General features: G+C 73.4%; 17 protein-coding genes. 10 read left to right on the forward strand and 7 right to left on the reverse strand.

Annotated features, from left to right (window positions below):
• Positions 1-327: 327 nt before the first annotated feature.
• The gene (locus ABZ923_RS11215) at positions 328-1,794 is read left to right on the forward strand and encodes an MFS transporter (RefSeq protein ID WP_361469760.1); all 1,467 of its coding nucleotides are present in this window, start codon (positions 328-330) and stop codon (positions 1,792-1,794) included.
• Positions 1,795-1,824: 30 nt separating this feature from the next.
• Here ABZ923_RS11215 and ABZ923_RS11220 read toward each other — a convergent pair whose 3' ends face one another.
• Both ABZ923_RS11220 and ABZ923_RS11225 read right to left on the reverse strand, forming a co-directional pair.
• Positions 1,825-2,466 (reverse strand): TetR/AcrR family transcriptional regulator, encoded by a 642-nt coding sequence (locus ABZ923_RS11220; protein ID WP_361469763.1) that lies wholly within the window; start codon positions 2,464-2,466, stop codon positions 1,825-1,827.
• Positions 2,467-2,519: 53 nt separating this feature from the next.
• Positions 2,520-3,188 carry an SGNH/GDSL hydrolase family protein gene (locus ABZ923_RS11225; RefSeq protein WP_361469766.1) on the reverse strand — a complete coding sequence of 223 codons (669 nt, stop codon included), beginning with the start codon at positions 3,186-3,188 and terminating at the stop codon, positions 2,520-2,522.
• A 224-nt stretch (positions 3,189-3,412) separates the two neighbouring features.
• Between ABZ923_RS11225 and ABZ923_RS11230 the strand changes: the two genes are divergently transcribed.
• The 3 genes from ABZ923_RS11230 (at position 3,413) to ABZ923_RS11240 (ending at position 5,242) form a co-directional block, all read left to right on the forward strand.
• Positions 3,413-4,333: a zinc-binding dehydrogenase gene (locus ABZ923_RS11230; protein ID WP_361469769.1), complete on the forward strand. Its 921-nt coding sequence runs from the start codon at positions 3,413-3,415 to the stop codon at positions 4,331-4,333.
• 68 nt (positions 4,334-4,401) lie between these two features.
• Entirely contained in the window at positions 4,402-4,830 is a 429-nt protein-coding gene (locus tag ABZ923_RS11235; protein WP_361469772.1) for a nuclear transport factor 2 family protein, read from the forward strand.
• Positions 4,831-4,924: 94 nt separating this feature from the next.
• On the forward strand, positions 4,925-5,242 hold the full coding sequence (locus ABZ923_RS11240; protein WP_361469775.1) for a hypothetical protein: 318 nt from the start codon (positions 4,925-4,927) through the stop codon (positions 5,240-5,242).
• A gap of 40 nt (positions 5,243-5,282) precedes the next feature.
• On the opposite strand, the gene ABZ923_RS11245 is transcribed toward ABZ923_RS11240, so the two are convergent.
• Positions 5,283-5,705, reverse strand: a complete 423-nt coding sequence (locus tag ABZ923_RS11245; protein ID WP_361469778.1) for a hypothetical protein — start codon at positions 5,703-5,705, stop codon at positions 5,283-5,285.
• A gap of 413 nt (positions 5,706-6,118) precedes the next feature.
• Between ABZ923_RS11245 and ABZ923_RS11250 the strand changes: the two genes are divergently transcribed.
• From ABZ923_RS11250 to ABZ923_RS11260, 3 genes are all read left to right on the forward strand, one after another.
• A complete protein-coding gene (locus ABZ923_RS11250) occupies positions 6,119-6,457 on the forward strand; it encodes a MerR family transcriptional regulator (protein WP_361469781.1) in 339 nt (112 codons plus the stop codon).
• 230 nt (positions 6,458-6,687) lie between these two features.
• Positions 6,688-6,891 carry a cold-shock protein gene (locus ABZ923_RS11255; RefSeq protein WP_007383480.1) on the forward strand — a complete coding sequence of 68 codons (204 nt, stop codon included), beginning with the start codon at positions 6,688-6,690 and terminating at the stop codon, positions 6,889-6,891.
• 247 nt (positions 6,892-7,138) lie between these two features.
• Positions 7,139-8,716 (forward strand): DEAD/DEAH box helicase, encoded by a 1,578-nt coding sequence (locus ABZ923_RS11260; RefSeq protein WP_361469784.1) that lies wholly within the window; start codon positions 7,139-7,141, stop codon positions 8,714-8,716.
• 170 nt (positions 8,717-8,886) lie between these two features.
• Here ABZ923_RS11260 and ABZ923_RS11265 read toward each other — a convergent pair whose 3' ends face one another.
• From ABZ923_RS11265 to sbnA, 3 genes are all read right to left on the reverse strand, one after another.
• On the reverse strand, positions 8,887-9,096 hold the full coding sequence (locus tag ABZ923_RS11265; protein WP_361469787.1) for a hypothetical protein: 210 nt from the start codon (positions 9,094-9,096) through the stop codon (positions 8,887-8,889).
• A gap of 374 nt (positions 9,097-9,470) precedes the next feature.
• Positions 9,471-10,214, reverse strand: a complete 744-nt coding sequence (locus ABZ923_RS11270; protein WP_361469790.1) for an alpha/beta fold hydrolase — start codon at positions 10,212-10,214, stop codon at positions 9,471-9,473.
• A gap of 58 nt (positions 10,215-10,272) precedes the next feature.
• Positions 10,273-11,244 carry a 2,3-diaminopropionate biosynthesis protein SbnA gene (sbnA, locus tag ABZ923_RS11275; RefSeq protein ID WP_361469793.1) on the reverse strand — a complete coding sequence of 324 codons (972 nt, stop codon included), beginning with the start codon at positions 11,242-11,244 and terminating at the stop codon, positions 10,273-10,275.
• Between the two features lie 779 nt (positions 11,245-12,023).
• Between sbnA and ABZ923_RS11280 the strand changes: the two genes are divergently transcribed.
• On the forward strand, positions 12,024-12,947 hold the full coding sequence (locus ABZ923_RS11280; protein ID WP_361469796.1) for an AfsR/SARP family transcriptional regulator: 924 nt from the start codon (positions 12,024-12,026) through the stop codon (positions 12,945-12,947).
• 94 nt (positions 12,948-13,041) lie between these two features.
• Here the strand turns inward: ABZ923_RS11280 and ABZ923_RS11285 are convergent, their stop codons facing one another.
• Positions 13,042-13,986 carry a TauD/TfdA family dioxygenase gene (locus ABZ923_RS11285; protein WP_361469799.1) on the reverse strand — a complete coding sequence of 315 codons (945 nt, stop codon included), beginning with the start codon at positions 13,984-13,986 and terminating at the stop codon, positions 13,042-13,044.
• Between the two features lie 146 nt (positions 13,987-14,132).
• Between ABZ923_RS11285 and ABZ923_RS11290 the strand changes: the two genes are divergently transcribed.
• Both ABZ923_RS11290 and ABZ923_RS11295 read left to right on the forward strand, forming a co-directional pair.
• A complete protein-coding gene (locus tag ABZ923_RS11290) occupies positions 14,133-19,040 on the forward strand; it encodes an amino acid adenylation domain-containing protein (protein WP_361469802.1) in 4,908 nt (1,635 codons plus the stop codon).
• Between the two features lie 52 nt (positions 19,041-19,092).
• Positions 19,093-20,154, forward strand: coding sequence for a ketoacyl-ACP synthase III family protein (locus ABZ923_RS11295; RefSeq protein WP_361469805.1), 1,062 nt, complete (start codon positions 19,093-19,095; stop codon positions 20,152-20,154).
• Positions 20,155-20,170: the final 16 nt, after the last annotated feature.

A 20,170-nucleotide genomic window follows, 5' to 3' on the forward strand; every position in this document is an offset into this window, starting at 1 on the left:
GGCCACCCCCCCCCACCCCCCCCGGCCCTCCTGCGCCTGCCCCCCGGCGCGGGGGGGGGGGCCCCCCGGCACCGGCGCCCCCGCCCCCCCGCCGGAGGGGGATCGCCGGGTTTCGTCCATCAACCGCGTCTCCAGTCCACGTCGTACGGCCCGGCGGATGCGCCGTGCCGCTTCAGGAGTCGGACCGGCCGGCGGCCGGGTTCCGGAACGCGTCCTGTTCGGGCGGCCCGTGGCGGTAACCGATTGAAGTAGACATACGGTCGTGCGTATTGTTGACGGGCCCGGGATCCCCCGGGTCCGTGTGTCTTGCCGTGGAAGGGATCCCTCGTGTCCGACACAGGTCACACACTGAAGGCGGCGCGCCACGCGCAGCCGGGTCCGGCGGATGCGGTGCCCTGGGCCGCGCTGGCGACGGTCATGGTCGGGATGTTCATGGCGGTCCTGGACTCGTTCATCGTCGTCGTGGCCGGACCGGCCATCCAGAGCGACCTCGAGGCCACCGCGGGCGAGCTGCAATGGGTCCTCGCCGGCTACCAGTTGAGCTACGCGGTCCTCCTGATCACCGGCGGCCGGCTCGCGGACCTGTACGGCCGCAAGCGCGTCTTCGTCATCGGTACGGCGGTCTTCACCCTGTCGTCCGTCGCCTGTGCCGTGGCCGGTGATCCGGGCGTGCTCATCGGGGCCCGCATCGTCCAGGGCCTCGGCGCGGCGCTGATGGTCCCGCAGGTCTTCGCCGTCATCACGCTGACGGTCTCGGCGCGGAACCGGCACCGTGTCTTCGGTGTCCTCGGGGTCGTCGTCGGCATGGCATCGGTCAGCGGCCAGCTGATCGGCGGCCTCCTGATCGGCGCCGACCTCTTCCACTCCGGCTGGCGTTCGGTGTTCTGGGTGAACGTCCCCATCGGCATCGCCACGATCCTGCTGGCCCTGAGGGCCGTACCGGAGTCACGGGCGGAGCGGAACCGCACGCTCGACGTGCCCGGGGTGCTGGTCCTCAGCACGGCCCTGCTGCTGCTCACCTACCCGCTCATCCAGGGGCGGGAGGCGGGCTGGCCCTGGTGGACGTGGGCGTGCCTCACGGGCAGTGCGGCGGCGTTCACGGTCTTCGTCGCGCTCGAGCGGGCGGTGGAACGGCGCGGTGGCGAGCCGCTGATCACGCTGTCCCTCTTCGCGCAGCGCTCGTTCTCGCTCGGCATCGTCCTCGTCCTCGCCGTGTACGCGCTGCTGACCTCGTACTACCTGGCGCTGTCCATCTCGCTGCAGGACGGGCTGGGCATGTCGGCCCTCGGTTCCGGGCTGGTCTACACGCCGGCGGCGGTGACCTTCTTCCTGTGCAGTCTGATCGCCGGGCGGCTCGTCCCGAGGTATGGCCGTCGCGTCCTGGAGACCGGTGCGGTGGTCCTCGCCGCCGGCTATCTGACCACCGCCGTGGTCCTGCTGTCCGGGCCGCGCCTGACGCCCCTGCTCGTCGTCCCGACCCTGATGCTGCAGAGCGTGGGGGGCGGGCTGCTGATCACCCCGCTGCTCAACACGGTCCTGGCCCGGATAGAACCGGAGTCCGCGGGCATGGCCTCGGGTTCGCTGTCCACCGCCCAGCAGGTCGGCGCCGCGCTGGGGGTGGCGGTCGTCGGAGCGGTGTTCTTCCACTCCTTCCGGGCGGGCGCCGCCTCGGGCGACACGGTGCACGCGGCGGGACACGCCTTCGCGCTGACGTCCCTGACGGCCTGCGCCCTGGCGGCACTCGCGGCCCTACTGGTGCACCTCCTGCCCAAGGCGCCGTCCACGAAGGCCTGAGGAGGTGCGGGAGGGCGGCCCGCGGAGGGGTCAAACCGCCTTCAGGAGGGCGTCCACGGTGCGGCGGACCTTGGCGAGGACGTCCTCGTCGCCCAGGCGCAGCGCCGTGTTGGCCGCGCAGAGCACGGAGTCGAGCTGGAAGACCGCGAGGTCGACGTCGAGTTCCGCGATCTGGTGGGAGGCGACGGCCTCCCGCAGTTCCCTGCCGAGGGTGTCGAGCCATTCCCGCTGGTGGCGCAGGAGGGCGTCGCGGACCGGTCCCGGCCTGCTGTCGAAACGGGCGAGGTTGGCGACGCGGAAGCAACCGCCTTCGAACAGCGGGGTCTCGGCGTAGTCGATCCAGTGCTCGACCAGGGAGCGCAGCCGGTCGGCTCCGGGAGCCGCCTCCCGCGCCGGGCGCACGACCGCGTCGACGAACATGTCGCGCGCGAAGTCGATGGTCGCGAGCTGGAGCAGTTCCTTGGACCGGAAGAGGGTCTGGATGCCCGCCTTGCTCATGCCCGTGTCGGTGGCGAGGCGGCCGAAGCTCACGTCGTCCAGCCCGTCGATCGAGGCGATGTCGACGGCGCGCCGCAGTGCGGCCTCGCGCGTGCGCGCCCCCTTGAGCAGGCGCTTGTCCGTGATCGACACCGTGTCCGCCCGCGTGGCGAACGTGCGCGCCCCAGTGTCCATACGGCCGATCGTACCTCTGGTGTACGAGGGGCGGGCCGGTGCCGGCGCCGGGGTCAGGGGGTGCGGCGGGCCAGGACTGCGGCCAGTGCCCTGACCATCTCGCTCGCCATGACGGCCTGGCCCGAGGTGGAGAAGTGGATGCGGTCCGCGCTCAGCAGGTCCGGCCGGGAGTTGACGGGGTGGTCCCACATGTCGACGACCACGGCGCCGTAGGCGCCGGCGACGGTGCGCGTGAGGTCGTTCAGGGTGCGCACGCGTTGCGTCCAGTCGGGGAAGACCGGCACGACGTAGGCGCGCCCCAGGGTGAACGTCGTGAGCTGCGCGCCCGTCCCGGCCGCCATCTCGTACATCGTGCGCAGGTTCCGCTCGATCTCTCCGAAGTCCGGTGTGCGGCGCAGGAGGTCGTTGGCGCCGCACGGGAGGTGCAGCAGGTCCGGGCCGAAGTCCCGCACCGCGCCGGTCTGGTGGTCGAGGGTGTCGAGCGTCGTGGCGCCGTCCACCGCCGTGTTCAGGTAGGCCAGGCCGGGCCGCACCTGCCGCAGGACGTGCGCGAACCGGTCGGACCAGCCCTGGTCGCCGTAGCCGGTGCTCCTGTCCCCCGTCCCCGCGGAGAGGCTGTCGCCGATGACGGCGTAGCGCTGCCAGGGGGCGTCGAACAGGAGCGCCGCGGCGTCGACGGTGGGGAGGCAGAACGGGTCGGTCTCCTCGGTGAAGGACGTCATGGCCAAAGTGTGCGGTCGACCGTATGTACTGTCAACGCCGGGGCCGGCCCGTGTGGGTCGAGACCTGCCGGGCCGGGCCGTTGACCCCGTGCGACAACCGCGCGTTGTCGCCCGTGCGGCTCGGTTGTTGGCCGGGGCGCCGCGCCCCGCGGTCGGATGGGCCCGCACGCCGCACCGCCGGAAAGCGTCCGGGGGCGGCCGACGCCACCGAGGAGCCGACCACGATGAAAGCGTTCGTACCGACCGGAGACCCCGCCGAGCCCGTCGTGCTCGCCGATGTCGCCGAGCCGACGCCGCGCCCCGACGAGGCGCTGGTGAAGGTCGAGGCGTTCTCGGTCAACCGGGGCGAGACGTTCAGGCTGGAGCGGCCCGCCCCCGGCGACCGCCCCGGCAAGGACGTCGCGGGCCTGGTGGTGCAGGCGGCCGCCGACGGCAGCGGGCCGCCCGCGGTCACGCGGGTCGTCGGCCACCCCATGGCGGGCGGCTGGGCGGAGTACGTGGCGGTGCCGGCGCACGCGCTCGCCGAGCTGCCGGACGGCGTGTCCGTGCTGCACGGCGCGGCGCTGCCGCTGGCCGGCCTCACCGCGCTGCGGCTGCTGCGCGCGGCCGGACCCGTACTGGGCCGGCGGGTGCTGCTGACCGGTGCCTCCGGGGGCGTGGGCCACTTCGTCACCGAGCTGGCGGCCGCCGCCGGCGCACAGGTCACCGCCGTCACCCGGAACGCCGAACGGGGAGCCCGGCTGGTCGAGTTGGGCGCCGCCGAGATCGTCCACGACGTCGCCGACGCCCGGGGCCCGTACGACCTCGTGCTGGAGTCGACCGGCGGCCGGGCCCTGCCGCTCGCGCTGGCCCGGCTCGCCCGGCGCGGCACGCTCGTCTGGTTCGGGCAGGCCTGCCGCACACCGGTGACGCTGGACTTCTTCGACTTCTTCACCGGGCCCGAATCGGCTGTCGTCCGCCACTTCCACTACCTCGACGCCGACACCCGCCTCGGCGACGACCTGGCGACACTCGTCCGGCTGACCGCCGAAGGCCGCCTGCACCCCGAGATCGGCCGGGTCGCGGACTGGGCCGACACCGCGACCGCCCTCACCGACCTGCGCGACCGCCGCATCCGCGGCAAGGCCGTCCTCACCCTGTCCTGAACCACGCCCGCGAGACCCGGCGAAAGACCGCCGAAAGACCGACGAAAGACCGGCGAAGGAGCAAGACCATGACCGCCACCGACCCCATGACGGCCACCGACCCCAGGGCCGTCGTCGTCCGCTACGTCGAGGCCGTGCGCGACGGCGCCGCCGACGTCGTCCATGACAGCTTCGCCGCGGACGCCACCTGGCACTACCCGGGCGACCTGCCCGCGTCCGGGGTGTGGCACGGCCGTGACCGGATCATCGGCGAGTTCCTCGCCGGCATGGGTCCGCTCCTCGTCCCCGGCACCCTGGAGATCGAACTGACCGGCACGATCGCCGAGGGCGACCGGGTGGTGGCCGAATGGACCTCCCGGGCCGAGACCGTGTACGGCGGCAGCTACGACAACCGCTGCGTCGGCGTCTTCACGGTGCGCGACGGCAGGATCGCCTCCGTCGTCGAGTACACCGACACCCGGCACGTCGCGGCGACGCTCTTCCCGTCGGCGCAGTAGCCCGTCCGGACGATGCCGGGATGCAGTGCGGGAGCGGGTCCGTACGGTCGGTTACAGGCGCCGGGACCTGCCCGGCCGCACGTCAGGAGGGTCCATGCGCCGCATCGGCTCGACACTCGCCACCCTCGGCGCCGCCGGGGTGCTGGCGCTCGCCGTTCCCTCGTCGGTGTTCGCCACGAACGGGTTCCTGGTGATCGACGGAGTCCGTCACGACACCCCGAAGGGCTGCTTCGAGATATCCCACCTCTCCACCGTCTTCAACGTCACGGACATACCCGCCCTGGTGCACGACGTCCCGGGCTGCGCCGGCACCTTCGTCCACGTCATCCCTCCCGGACTGGCGGAGCAGGTGCCCGGGACCCACAGCATCTTCATGGGCGAACCGGCGGCGGACCTGCTGCCTCCCGCGTGACGGCCCCGGCCTCCTGGTCACGGACGCGGACCGGCGCCGCTCAACCGGTGAAGTACCGCTTGTCGCGGGCGATCGTCAGCAGCTCGTCCAGGCCCAGCGCCGGCCGCGGGCGGGTCACCGGAGCGCTCTCGGCGTAGGAGTTGACCTCCCGCACCGCGACCCGGCGGCCGTCCGGGTACAGCAGGTCGACCAGCCACACGACGGCCGAACCGCCCTTCTCCGAGGGGCCCTTGACCTTCTTGACCTTGGTGCCGTCGGCCAGGGTCGTGGCCTCGCAGTCGCCTTCGACGCCGGCGCAGCCCATGTGCCCGGCCAGGGGGGCGGTCATGTCGTACTGCGCGTCGACCTGCACCATGTTCCTGCCCCGGCCGTCGTCGTAGACGAGCTGGATCAGACCGTCGCCGGCGTTCAGGTCGGAGACGGTCCCGCCGTGCGGCAGATGGGACCGCAGCACCTCGGTCATCCGGGCGCCCGGCACCCGGTGCCCGGCCGCGGACGGGCCCGGGGACGCGGACCTCTCCGGGACGGGCAGCGCGGCGATCGCCCTGTTCCAGGCGGGGAGCAGGCGGTCCGCAGCAGCGGCCCGCTGCGGGCGGCTGCGAACTCCAGGTAGTCCGCGGGTGCTTCCCCCACCGTGTGTCCTTTCGTGGTCGGACGTCGCCTCTTACACGCGGTGGGGGTGCCGCCGCGTTACACACCTGCCGGGATCCGCCGGCCCGGGGCGGGAGGGACCGTGCGGAAATCTGTCACGGCGGGGCCAGGTCTCCGGGCCCGGCGGCGTTAGGGTTGCGGGAGGAGACAGAGGTGTCCGGTCCGTCGAGCGCGGGTGCCGCGCACGCCCGGGTCTCCCGCCGCGCCCCCCGAAACGAAGGTGCCATGCCCGCCGAGAACGCCCCTGCCGCCGGCAACCTCGACGACGACGACTACCCCGCCTACACCATGGGCCGGGCCGCGGACGTGCTCGGCACCACCCCCGCCTTCCTGCGGGCCGTCGGCCAGGCCGGACTGATCACGCCCCTGCGTTCGGACGGCGGCCACCGCCGCTACTCCCGCCGCCAGCTGCGGGTGGCGGCCCGCGCCCGGGAGCTGGTCGACCAGGGCACGCCCGTCGAGGCCGCGTGCCGCATCGTCTCCCTGGAGGACCAGCTGGACGACGCCCTGCGCCAGAACCGGGACATGCGCCGGAGGCTGGGCGAGCGCGACGCGAATACCTAGTCCCGCCGGTACAGAATTTCGGTCCGCGACGGCACGAGAATTGCCGGACGCCACGCAAAACTGCCGGGCGATGCCAACCGACGTGTGTTAACGTGATAGCAGTTGCAGTTTTGGTTGCCAGAGATTTTTTTCTTTGCAGAGCTTTCCGGATCTTTCCGGAGGGGTGATCATCGCGGCGACTCGGCTCCGTAAAGTGCGGAGTCCGCACTGCCCTCCGAGGGAGATTCAATATGGCATCTGGCACCGTGAAGTGGTTCAACGCGGAAAAGGGCTTCGGCTTCATCGAGCAGGACGGCGGCGGCGCTGACGTGTTCGCGCACTACTCGAACATCGCCACCTCCGGCTTCCGCGAGCTTCAGGAAGGCCAGAAGGTTACCTTCGACGTCACGCAGGGTCAGAAGGGCCCGCAGGCCGAGAACATCGTTCCCGCCTGACGCTGACGCGAAATCGTCGCGAACCAGCGGTTCGCGCATCATGTGGCTGGGGCCCGCGCTCTCGGGGTGCGGGCCCCCGCTCATTGTCTGAGCCCCTTTCCGGATTTCCCGGACCACGGACGCCTCCGGCCGCCACACCGAGAGCTCCGTCTCTTCACTTTTTCTTCGGCTCATTCTTGCGAATCCTCGTGCGGTCGTCACCGCTGGACGGAATTCCTCGATACGCCGCATCGAGGAAGGTTCCTTCATGAACCGCACCCCCCGTCGCTCCGGCGGCACGTCCGGCGGCTTCCGCGCGGACCGCAGGTCCACGCGCGCGGCAGGAGCCGCGCGCGGCGGCCGCGCCCGTTCCCAGGAGCCCGGCCGCCAGGGCTCCCGCCCGGGCACCGGACGCAAGGGCGGCCCGGCCGCGCACTCCTCCCCGCGCCGGCAGGAGTTCGCCCTGCCGGTCACCCTCACCGAACCGCTGCCGGCGGTCGAGACGTTCGCCGAACTCGACATGCCCGAACGGCTGCTGGCCGCACTGGGCACCGAGGGCGTCACCCTGCCCTTCCCGATCCAGGCGGCCACCCTGCCGAACGCGCTGGCCGGCCGGGACGTCCTGGGCCGGGGCCGTACCGGCTCGGGCAAGACCCTCGCCTTCGGCCTGCCGCTGCTGGCCCGGCTGGACGGACAGCGGGCCCAGCCCCGGCAGCCGCTCGCCCTCGTCCTCGTCCCCACCCGGGAACTGGCCCAGCAGGTCACCGACGCGCTCACGCCCTACGCCCGCGCCCTGCGGCTGCGGCTCGCCACCGTGGTCGGCGGCATGTCGATCGGCCGGCAGGCGAGCGCGCTGCGCGGCGGCGCCGAGGTCGTCGTCGCGACCCCGGGCCGGCTGAAGGACCTCATCGAGCGGCGCGACTGCCGGCTCGACCAGGTCTCGGTCACCGTCCTGGACGAAGCCGACCAGATGGCCGACATGGGGTTCATGCCCCAGGTGACCGCGCTGCTCGACCAAGTACCGGCCCGCGGCCAGCGGTTGCTGTTCTCGGCCACCCTGGACCGCAACATCGACCTCCTGGTACGCCGCTACCTCCACGACCCCGTGGTGCACTCGGTCGACCCGTCCGCGGGCGCCGTCACCACCATGGACCACCACCTGCTGCACGTGCACGACGACGACAAGCAGACCGCCGCGACCGAGATCGCCGCGCGCGACGGACGTGTGATCATGTTCCTGGACACCAAGCACGCGGTGGACCGGCTCACCAAGCACCTGCTGTCCGTCGGGGTGCGCGCCTCGGCCCTGCACGGCGGCAAGTCCCAGTCCCAGCGCAACCGGACGCTCGCCCAGTTCAAGGACGGCCAGGTCACGGCCCTGGTGGCCACCAACGTCGCCGCCCGCGGCATCCACGTCGACGGCCTCGACCTGGTCGTGAACGTCGACCCGCCCGGCGACCACAAGGACTACCTGCACCGCGGCGGCCGTACCGCGCGGGCCGGCGAGTCCGGCACCGTCGTCACCCTCGTCCTGCCGCACCAGCGGCGCGCGGTGGACCGCCTGATGAACGACGCCGGCATCGCCGCGCAGACCGCCCGGGTCCGCCCGGGCGAGACCGAGCTGCAGCGGATCACCGGCGCCCGGACGCCCTCCGGCGTGCCCGTCGTCCTCACCGCGCCGGCCGAGAACCGCCGCGAGGGCAAGGGATCGTCCGCCGGCCGGCGCCGCAGGGGCGGCGCGGGGCGCGGCAAGGGCGCGGGGGCCGTCCGCGGGGAGAACGGCCAGGGCACCGGCCGCGGCGGGGAGACCCGGGCCCGTCGGCCCGCTTCCCGGAACGACGCGTAGTCCGGGCGCGGGGACGGCACTCCCGGCGGACGGGGCTGAGCCGCGCCCGGTCGACCCGGCCCTTAAGGCACGGGCCGGCGAGGACACGCTCGGCCGGTGACGCGCGGGATGTGACGCGGGAACGGAGGAGCGGGCCGCACCCTGGGGTGCGGCCCGCTCCTCCTTCGGCGTCAGAGGGAGACGCTGACGCTGACGTGGTCGTACTGGGCGGCGGTGGCCAGCACCTGGTTGCCGACGGCGCCGAGGCCGGCCAGGACGTCCGCGTCGCTGACCGCCGTGGGACCGGCGGCCAGGCCGGCGTGCGGGCTCAGGCCGCCGGAGACGCCGTCCAGTTCGGCGTCGGAGATCTCGGCGGTCTCGACCTGGGGAGCGGAGTTCATGAGGAGACTTCCCTTCGTATGGATGAGCCACGAGGGGGGCGGCCCGCGGGGACGGAACGCGGGTCTCGCGGCGCTGGGGATCAAAGCACGGACCGCGCCCGTCATCCAGCCGTCCGGCCCGCCCGCAGGGGGCGTCGGGCGGTGCGGCGGTCGCATCCGTGCAGGCGCGCACACGGCCCCCGGACAGCGTCTCCATATTCCTCACGGCTCCGTGACCCGGAGCGGCCCGTGCCCCCGTCGACGGAACGGGACACTCCGCACGAACGGGGAATCCCGTGGCGCGCCCCGGCGCCGACTCCCGGCGCGCGGGCGGGAATTGCGCACGCGGTGTGCAGATTCACCGAACCCGGCGGATCCGCCGTTGCCGGCGCGGCTCAGCCGGTGTGCACGCCGAGGGTGGTGTCGATGAGGGCGGCCACCTCGGTGAGCCGCTCCTCCAGGTAGAAGTGGCCGCCGCGGAACTCGGTCACATCGGCCCCGGCGACGGAGTACGCGGACCAGCCGGCCGCGGCCTCGGCCGTGGCCACCGGGTCGCTGTCGCCCACCAGGGCGCTGATCCGGCAGCGCAGCGGGGGCCCCGGGGTCCAGGTGTAGCCGCGCAGCGCCCGGTAGTCGGCGCGGACGGCCGGGAGCACGAGGGCCATCAGGTCGGGGTCGTCGAGGACGACCGCCGCGGTGCCGCCGAGCGCGCGCAGCTCCGCGACGATCTCGGCGTCGCCGGCGGCGATGCCGTAGTCGCTGCGCCGCTCGCGGGGCGGCACCTGCCCGGAGACGAACAGCCGGGACGGTTCCGGGAGCCGCCACCGTTCCAGGCGGCGCACGGTCTCGTAGGCGAGCAGCCCGCCCATGCTGTGGCCGAAGACCGCGTAGGGGCCGTCGGTGAGCGGGCGCAGAGCCGCGGCGATGTGGTCCGCCAGCCGGCCGATGTCCTCGACGGGCGGCTCGTCGAACCGCTCCTGGCGGCCCGGGTACTGGACGGCGACGACGTCGACGTCCGGCGCGAGCTCCCGGGCCAGCGGCAGGAAGCTGCTGGCGGCGCCGCCGGCGTGGGGGAAGCACACCAGGCGCGGCCCGCGGGCCGTGGTGGTGTCGAACCGCCTCAGCCACTTACTGTTCACCGTCGTTCCCGCCTTCTCCCATCGCGCTGTGCGTCCTTGTGCGGCGCCGGTGCCGCCGTCAGGCGTCCAGCAGTGCGTCCAGCAGTTCGGGTCCGTACGACCGGGTCAGCCACTCCTGGTCGTAGACGGTCTCCAGGTAGCTCGCGCCCAGGTCGGGGGCGACGGCGACCGCGGTGAGTCCGTCGCCGCCCCGGGTGGTCAGCCAGTCGAGCGCGCCGCTGACGACGGTGCCCGTCGAGCCGCCGAAGAGGAAGCCCTGGCCGACCAGCCGGTGGCACATGCGGACCGTGTCGGGCTCGGAGACGTACACCACGTCGTCGACGAGCGAGGGGTCGAGGATCTGCGGGCGCACCCCGGTGCCCAGGCCCGGGATCAGCCGGCGTCCGGCCGGTCCGCCGAAGGTCACCGAACCCGTCGTGTCGATCGCGACGACCCGGACCGAGGGCAGGTTCTCCCGGAAGTAGGTGGCGCAGCCCATCAGCGTGCCGGTGGTGCCCGCGCCGATGAACAGCACGTCGAGTCCGGGGAACGCCTCGGCGATCGCCGGAGCGGTGGTGCGGTAGTGGCTCGTCCAGTTGCCGGGGTTGGCGTACTGGTTCAGCCACAGGTATTCGGGGTTCTTCTCCAGCAGCCGCTGGACGAGGGACAGCCGGGCGCCGAGGAATCCGCCCTCGGGGTCGGGTTCGGTGACGACGTGGACCTCGGTGCCGAAGGTCTCCATGAGCCGGCGTGCGGTGCCGGTGCAGCGGGTGTCGGTCACGCAGACGAAACGGTAGCCGCGGCTCGCGGCGACGAGGCCGAGGGCGACGCCCATGTTTCCCGAGGACGATTCGATCAGCGTGTCGCCCGGGCGGATCTCGCCGGTCCGCTCTTTCGCCCGGACCATTTCGGTGGCGGCCTTTATCTTGACCGAACCGGAGAAATTGAACCCCTCGCACTTGAGGAAGAGCTGCCGCCCCAGACTGGGCATCAGGTCGACATAGAGATCCTCCACATTGAAATCGACGGGGTTCGAGATGACAGTCGCCATGTGGTGCAGCCCAATCTCGTCCAGGAGGGGCAGCCACACACCGTCGGACACCCCAAGCGGAGACTCTCCTTCGACCGCCCGTCGATCATCTGCGCGGCTTCGATATTTGGCCTATACCTAGCCTATGCACAGGCCCGTCGCAGACGGTCGGCGCGGGGGCGTCCGGCTCCGCCCGGGGTCCGGAGCCGTATCGGGTGCGCCGCTGTTGGGCGCCGGTGGAGCGGGCGCCGCCGGCCGTCGCCGAACGACCGGATTTCGGCGTCCGCTCACGGAAAATTACACCTGCCACAGATCGTTTGCAGGTGGTTGGAACCGGAAGTTCCGACTGTCGGCCGACCTGGGGTTGTCTCCCCTTCCGGGCCCCACAAGCCCCCGCAAGCCAGACATAGCCGAAGATCCACATATAGCGTTAACAGGACGTCATCTCCTCCTTCATTCGCAATCCAGCCACCCTTTCGATCCGGCCTCCGGCGCAGGCCGGGGCCGCATTTTCCCACCCCTTGACGCACGTTCGCACACGTGATTACGCTCACGGCGTCGGCAAATTTTGACCACATCCGACCAGGTCGAAATCCGACGACGAAACGGGGGCTTGACCATGTCTTTCTTCTGTGGCCGTGCGAGGCCATCCATTCCTTCCATTGAGCTGAACGCTCTGGAAAATCCTCTTTAACGGCGCCAAGCAGCCAACAAAACGTCCTGTCGCGACACCTGGCGTTTCTGCATGCGCCAGGTGCCCGCTGCGCGATCAGCACGGCCGATAAGGAGCACAGTACGTGATGCAATTCAGAATCCTGGGCCCGGTCGGAATATGGTCTGGCGCCGCGGAGGTCCCGCTGAGCGGAACCAAGCAGCGCACCATGCTCGCCGCCCTCCTGCTGGCCGGCGGGCGGGTCATCCCGGACTACCGGCTCAGTCAGGCCTTATGGGGGAGCGAGCCGCCCTCCACCCATCAGGCGCAGCTCTACACCTACGCCTCCCGGCTGCGCCAGCACCTGGAGGACCACGCGGAGATCGTCCGCAAGGGATCCGGCTACCTGATGCGCGTCACCGCCGGACGGTTCGACTACGGGGACTTCACCGTGCTGTGCCGGGCGGGCCGCGACGCGCTGTCCTCCCGCCGGTACGACGACGCGGCCGACAACCTGCGCGCCGCCCTGTCCCTGTGGCGGGGGCCGACCCTCACGGACGTGACCGACCACCTGGGCGAGACCGAGCGGCCGATCATCGAGGAGGCCTACATGGAGGCGCTGGAGGGCCGCATCCTCGCGGACCTCGCGCTCGGCCGGCACGACCAGCTGGCCTCGGAACTCATCGGCCTGGTCCAGGCCCACCCGCTGCGCGAGACCCTGCGCGCCCAGCTCATGGTGGTGCTGTACGCGTCCAACCGGCAGGCCGAGGCCTTCGCCGTGTACCACGAGGGCCGCCGCAGGCTGGAGGAGGAGCTCGGGGTCGACCCGGGCTCGGCGCTGCGCCGCACCTACGAGGCGATCCTCGCCGGAGGCATCGACCAGAGCTGGTACGCCCAGCTCATCGGCGTGCCCGCGCAGAGGGCGGAGCGGCGGAGCGGTGCCCCGCTCACCGCGATGGCCATCCGCACCCCGATCATGACGCCGTCGGCGGCCGGCCCGTTCGCCCACCCGTGGCACGAGGAGGTCCCCGCCGACCGCGGCCCCCTCAGCCGCAACGTCATAGTGCGCTGAGGACACCGGCCGGGGCAGGGCCGCGGGACGGCTCCGCAGCCCTGCCGGCTGCCCGGCTCCTTCGGCTCCCCACTCCGTGGCGTCCGCGGTCGGGTCAGTCCGACATGGCGACCAGGACCCGGCGGGGGCCCGTGAAGGGGCGTCGGCCGTGGGCGACGAGGACGTTGTCGATGAGCAGCAGGTCGCCGGCCTGCCAGTCGACGTCGACGGCGGCGTCCAGGCCGCGGTCGCGGACCTGGGTGACGTAGGCGTCCGGGATCGGGGAGCCGTCCGCGAAGGACACGGACTGCGGCAGGTCCCGCTCCGGCATGATCCTGCTGAGCGCCGCCGCCGTCTCGTCGCCGAGCCCGGCGGCGTGCCACTGGTCGGCCTGGTTGAACCAGACCTCCGTACCGGTGACGGGATGGCGCACGGTCGCCGGCCGCACCTGCGTCACCCGCAGGCCGCCGTCCGGCTTCCACTCGTACCGCGCCTCGGCGCTCTCCAGGAACTTCTCGACGTCGTCACGGGACTCGGTCTCGAAGGTCTCCTGCCAGCTCTTGCCGAAGCCGCGCCCGCCGTGCAGGTTCTGCGTGTAGCGGACCCCCCGCGCGAAGCCCTCCCGGACCTCCGGGTCCAGCAGCCGCAGCCAGCGCGCGCCGTCCACCACCGGGGTGGCACCGCCCGTCTCGGGGGCGCGCTCGCAGAAGAACAGCAGCCGGGCGGGCCACTGGTGGGCGTAGCTCATCTCGTTGTGCATCGAGATGGTGTACTGCGGCGGGTACTCGGTCGAGGTGTAGACGTTCCGGCCCACCTTGGTGCGCGGCGAGTTGCCGTGGACGTAGGCGAGCCGCCGGGGCAGCAGCGGGGCCATCACCGTGTCCAGCTCGGCCGGGTCGATCCCGAAGCCGCGGAAGACCACCGCCTTGTGCCGGGCCAGCAGCCCGGTCAGGTCGCCGAGCTCTTCCAGCAGGCCGAGCAGCCCCCGCGCGGTGGCGGGGGTCCGCGCGTCCGGCCTGACGACATGCGGTGCCCATGCGTCGTCGCGGTCTTCCTCCACGGCTTCTCCTTTCGGCGTCAGCTCGCTGAAGAGCCTGGGGACGGCTTCTATATTTCTTCGCTATTCGGTCGATAGCCGGGGCCGTATAGATCGGCTATAGCAGCTGTCCCCATGGTGGCCGGGATAGGCGAGCAATGGAGTCGAGAATGGGAGACAGGGACGCGATGCGACTGCCTTTGTCCGCCGGCCAGCAGGGAATCTGGTTCGCCCATCGGCTGGATCCCTCGGGGCAGCGGTTCACCTGCGCCGAGTACATCCTCATCGACGGCGCCGCCGACCTCGGCCGGCTCCGCGCCGCCTGGGCGCTGCTGCGGGCGGAGGCCGAGGTGGTGCGCGTCCGCGCGGTGGTCGAGGACGCCGGCCTGTGGCAGGTGGTCGACCCGGAGCACGCGGTCGACCTGCCGCTGATCGACTTCTCTGGGTCGGACGCGGCACTTGAGGACGCGCTGCGCTGGATGCACGAGGACGTGCGCCGGCCCGTCGACCTGGCCACCGGACCGCTGTCCGCGTTCGCCCTGCTGCGGCTCTCCGACGCCCGTACGATCTTCTACTACCGAATACACCACGTCGCCGTCGACGGATACGGAGTTCATCTCCTCGGCCGGCGCCTGGCGGAAATCTATTCGGCGCTGGAGCGGAACCCCGAGGACCCCGGTGAAGAGGCATCCGCCGGCGCCTTCGGAACGCTCGCCGACCTGTATGCGGAAGAGCGGAACTACCGCGACTCCGACGATTTCGCGGCCGACCGCTCCTATTGGCTCGACCGGTTTTCCGACCGGCCCGAACCGGCCCGCGTCCCCGCCCCGGCCGGCCCCCTCGCCCCGCTCCCCGAGGACCGGCTGCGCCCGCGCCTGACCCGGCTGCTCCAACCCGCCGACGTCGCTCTGCTGGAGAAGGCGGCCGCGGCCACCGGCACCACCTGGCAGGTGGTGTTCGCCACCGCGGTCGCCGTCTACGTGTCCCGCCTGTCCGGCCGCGCCGGCGTGGTGCTCGGCCTCCCGGTCACGGCCCGGCGCAGCGTGGCGGCCCGCCGTACTCCCGGCATGGTGACCAACACCGTGCCCCTGCGGCTGGACGCCGCGCCCGGCAGCACGCTGGCGGGGCTCGTGCCGCGCATGACCCGCGAGATGCACCGGGCGCTGCGGCACGAGCGGTTCCGGCTGGAGGACCTGCACCGCGAACTCGGCGCGGACGGCGACATGAGCGCGCTGCTGGGCCCGATCGTCAACTTCATGCCCTACGGCGGTGCGCTGCGCTTCGGACCGCACCCGGCCACCTCGCACAACCTGGCCTCGGGCCCGGTGCCCGACCTCTTCGTCACCGTGCGCCCGGACCCGACGGGCGAGGCCACGATGCTGGTCCTGGAGGGCAACCCCGACCGGTACGACCTGCCCGCGCTGGAGGAGCACCTGGCGCGGCTGACCGGGTTCGTGCGGACCGTCGCCGAACAGCCGCACGCCGTGCTCGACACGGTCGACGTGCTGCTGCCCGCGGAACGCGCACGGCTGTTCGCCGCGGGCGAGGGCGCGCCGGCCCCCGCGGCCGACGCCACCGTGGTGGCCCTGTTCCGGCAGCGGGCGGCCGACGCGCCCGGCGCCGTCGCGGTCGTGGACGGCCCGGCCGAGCTGTCGTACCGCGAACTGGACGTCCTCTCCGAGCAGTTGGCCGAACGGCTGGCCGAACGCGGGGTCGGTCCGGGCGACCTGGTCGGCATCGCGCTGCCCCGCTCCGCCGGGCTGGTGGCGGCCCTGCTGGCGGTGCTGAAGGCGGGGGCGGCGTTCGTGCCGCTCGACCTGGCGCATCCGGCCGAGCGGATCGCCGCCATCCTCGACGACACCGCGCCCGCCCTCGTGATCTGCGTGGCGGGCAGCCGCTCCCGGCTGCCCGCCACGACGGCGTGCCTGCTGATGGAGGAACGGCAGAGCGGACAGGACGGGCGGGCCTCCGCCGGCGGGAGCGCGGGCGGCGCGGCCCGGCCCGACCCCGACCCGGAACTGCCGGCGTACGTGATCCACACCTCCGGCTCGACCGGCCGCCCCAAGGGCGTCGTCGTGCCGCACCGGGCGCTGCGCACCCTGGTCGCGGACCACGTCGACCGCTACGGCCTCGGCCCCGACGGCCGCGTGCTGCAACTGGTCTCGCCCGGCTTCGACGTGGCGATGGCCGACATCTGGCCCGCGCTCGCGGCGGGCGCCCGGCTGGTGCTGGCGCCGCCCGGCCGCACCACCAGCGGCGAGGCGCTGGCCCGGCTGCTCCGCGCCCACCAGGTCACCCACGCCGCGATCCCGCCCGCGTTCCTGACCCGGCTGCCCGCCGACGACCTGCCCGCCCTGCGCGTGCTGATCACCGGCGGCGAGCCCCCGGCCCCCGAGGTGCTGCGCCGCTGGACCGGCGGCGGCCGGCGCGTCTTCAACGAGTACGGCGTCACCGAGGCGACCGTGACCAGCACGGTGAGCCGTCCGCTGGACGACGGACAGGACGTGCCGGTCGGCACCCCGGTCGCGGGCTGCCGGGTGTACGTGCTGGACGAGGCCCTGCTGCCCGTCGTACCGGGCGCGGTCGGCGAGCTGTACCTGGCCGGGGAGGGGGTGGCCCACGGCTACCTGGGGCGCCCCGCGCTGACCGGCGAACGGTTCCTGCCCTGCCCGTACGGCCCGCCGGGGAGCCGGATGTACCGCACCGGCGACCTCGTCCGGTGGCGGCCCGACGGGCAGCTGGCGTACCTGGGCCGGGCCGACGACCAGATCAAGATCCGCGGGTTCCGGGTGGAGCCCGGCGAGATCCGGTCCGTCCTCGCCGGCCACCCGGCGGTGGACGCCGCGGTGGTGACGGTGCGCGAGGACCGGGCGGGCCACCGGCAGCTAGTGGCCTACGTCGTCCCGCGCCCGGACGCCGAGGCCGACCCGGCCGCACTGCGCCGGTTCGCGGCCCGCTCCCTGCCCTCCCACATGGTCCCCGCGGCCGTCGTCCCGCTGGCCGAGCTGCCGCTGTCGCCGAACGGAAAGGTGGACGAACGGGCGCTGCCCGCCCCGGACTTCGGCGCGGACACCGGGGAGTTCCGGGAGCCGCGCACCGCCCGGGAGAAGGAGCTGTGCGCCGTGTTCGCCGACGTCCTCGGCGTGGACCGGGTCGGTGCCGGCGACTCGTTCTTCGACCGGGGAGGTGACAGCATCGGCGCGCTGAAGCTGGTGACCCGGGCCCGCGAACGCGGCCTCGCCGTGGAGCTGGCCGACGTCTTCGCGCACCCCACGCCCGCCGGGCTCGCCCCGCTGGCCCGGCAGCTCACCGACGCCGAGCCGGCCGGGCCGGCCGCCGCCGACCTGGTCGACCTGGCGCCGGAGGAGCGGGAGGCGCTGGCCGCGGCCCACCCCGGCCTCACCGAGGTGCTCCCGCTGGCCCCGCTCCAGGAGGGGCTGCTCTTCCACAGCATCCTGGCCGAGGGCGGCGTCGACGCCTACGCCGCCCAGCTCCGCCTGGACGTCGAGGGGCCGCTGGACCGGGAACTGCTGCGGGCGGCGGCCACCGCGCTGCTGGACCGGCACTCCGGGCTGCGGGTGGCGTTCCGGCACACCGGGCTGTCCCGGCCGGTGCAGGTGGTCTGCGCCGACGTCCGGCCGCCGTGGGCGGAGGAGGACCTGACCGGCCTGCCCGCGCAGGACCGGCCGGAGCGGGCCGAACTGCTGGCCGCGCGGGAACGGGAGCGGCCCTTCGACATGACGGCACCGCCGCTGCTGCGGTTCCTGGTGCTGCGGCTGGCCGACGACCGGCACCGGATCGTGCTGACCGGCCATCACATCCTGTGGGACGGCTGGTCCACGGCGATCCTGGTGCGGGAGCTGTTCGCGCTGTACCGCGGCGGTGCGGACGCCGGGGCGCTGCCCCCGGCCCCCGCGCACCGCGAGCACCTGCGCTGGCTGGCCCGGCAGGACCTCGGGGCCGCCCGGCAGGCCTGGGGCGAGGCGCGTGCCGGGCTGCCCGGACCCACGTACGTCGCCCCGGACGTGTCCGGGCCGGCGCCCGACCGGCAGCAGCACCGCGAGCGCGCCCTCGACGAGGAGACCACCGCGGCGCTCACCGCCGGCGTCCGGGCCCACGGGCTCACCCTGAACACGGCCGTGCAGGCCGCGTGGGGGCTGCTGCTGGCGCGGCTCACCGGCAGCGACGACGTCGTCTTCGGCACCTCGGTGTCGGGCCGGCCGCCGGAGCTGACCGGGGTCGCGGACATGGTGGGGCTGCTCACCAACACCGTGCCGGTCCGCCTGCGGCTGCGCCCCGACGAGCCGCTGCCCCGGATGCTGGCCCGCCTGCAGCGGGAACAGACCCGGCTGCTTCCGCACCACCACCTGCCCCTCGCCGACATCCAGCGCCAGGCACCCGTCACGGGCCACCGGGACGGCACGCTGTTCGACACCGCGACCACCTTCGTCACGTACGCCTTCGACGCCACGGACGCGGACACCGCGGACACCACGGTCTCCGCGGCCTCCGCGGCCGGTACGCGCACGACCGGCCCGGACACGGCTGCCGGCCCGGACGCCGCCGCCGGCGCGGGCGGGCCGATGAACGGCACGGGCGGCACGAGCAGCTCGGAGGGCACGGGCGGCTCGGACGGCTCGGACGGCACGGGCGGCCCGAGCAGCTCGGACGGCACGGGCGGCACGCGCAACCCCGAGGCCACGAGCGGCCCGGACACCACCGCCGGCGCGGGCGGGCCGATGAACGGCGCGGGCGGCGTGGGCGGCACGAGCAGCTCGGACGGCACGGGCGGCGCGCGCGATCCCGAGGCCACGGGCGGCCCAAACACCACCGTCACGGGCGGCCCGGAAACCACCGTCACCACGGGCGCCCCGGACGCCGTCGGCGCGGGCGGGCCTCGGGTCGTAGGGGTCGAGGTGCGGGACGGGACGCACTTCGCGTTGCGGCTGGTCGCCCTGCCCGGGCCGCGGCTGCGGCTGCGGCTCGGGCACCGTCCCGACGCGTTCTCCCGGGCCGAGGCCGACGCCCTGCTGGACCGGCTGGTGCACGAGCTGACCGACGCGGCCGCCCGGCTCTGACCGGCACCCCCCGCACCACCCGACGCAACACGACCGAGGAGGCGAGGCGGCCTTGCGCACGCCCGACGTATTCATCAAGGGACTCGGGGTCCACCTCCCGGGCACCACGAGCATCGACGAGGCCGTCGCCCAGGGGCTCTACCCCGAGTTCGAGGCCGAGCTGCACGAGCTGGCCGGCGCGGCGGTGGCCGGGGACACCCCGGCCCCCGAGATGGCCCTGCGGGCCGCCGAGGAGGCGTGCAAGCGGGCCGGGCACCGACCCGACGACACCGACCTGCTGCTGTACGCGGACTCCTGGCACCAGGGCCCCGACGGCTGGCAGCCGCAGTACTACCTGCAACGGCACCTCGTCGGCGACCACGCCCTGGCGGTCGAGGTACGGCAGGGCTGCAACGGCATGTTCGCCGCCCTGGAGCTGGGCTCCTGGTACCTGCGCGGCCGGCCGGCACCGGAGAGCGGAGACCGGGCGCCGACCGCGCTGCTCGTCGCCTCCGACAACTTCGGCACGCCGATGATGGACCGCTGGCGGATGGGGCCGGGCTACGTCGCGGGCGACGCCGCCAGCGCCGTCCTGCTCACCACGCAACCCTCGTTCGCGCAGCTCCTCGCGGTGGAGTCGGTCACCGTCTCGGAGGCCGAGCAGATGCACCGCGGCACCGAACCGCTGTTCCCGCCCGGGCCGACGACCGGCCGGGCCCTGGACTTCCAGGCGCGCAACGCCGAGTACAAGCAGGCGGCGCTGGCCTCGGGCACCGGCACCGCCGCCCTGGTGAAGGTGCACGCCCGGACCCTGGAACTGGTCGACCGGGTCCTCGACGCCTCCGGGATCGCCCTGTCCGACGTCACCCGCGTCGCCTACATGAACTACTCGCGGGAGATCGTCGAGCAGCGCTGCATGGCCGCCCTCGGCCTGCCGATGGAGCGGTCGACCTGGGAGTTCGGCCGGACCGTCGGCCACCTCGGCGCCAGCGACCAGATCGTGTCGCTCGACCACCTGCTGCGCACCGGCGAACTGGGCCCCGGGGACCACCTGCTGATGCTCGGCGTGGGCCCGGGCGTGACCCTCTCGTGCGCCGTCGTACGGATCCTGCACCCCGCTCCGTGGTGCGGCTGACCAGGCGATGCCAAGG

The sequence above is a fragment of the Streptomyces sp. NPDC046881 genome, from assembly GCF_040645015.1.
Lineage (GTDB): Bacteria > Actinomycetota > Actinomycetes > Streptomycetales > Streptomycetaceae > Streptomyces.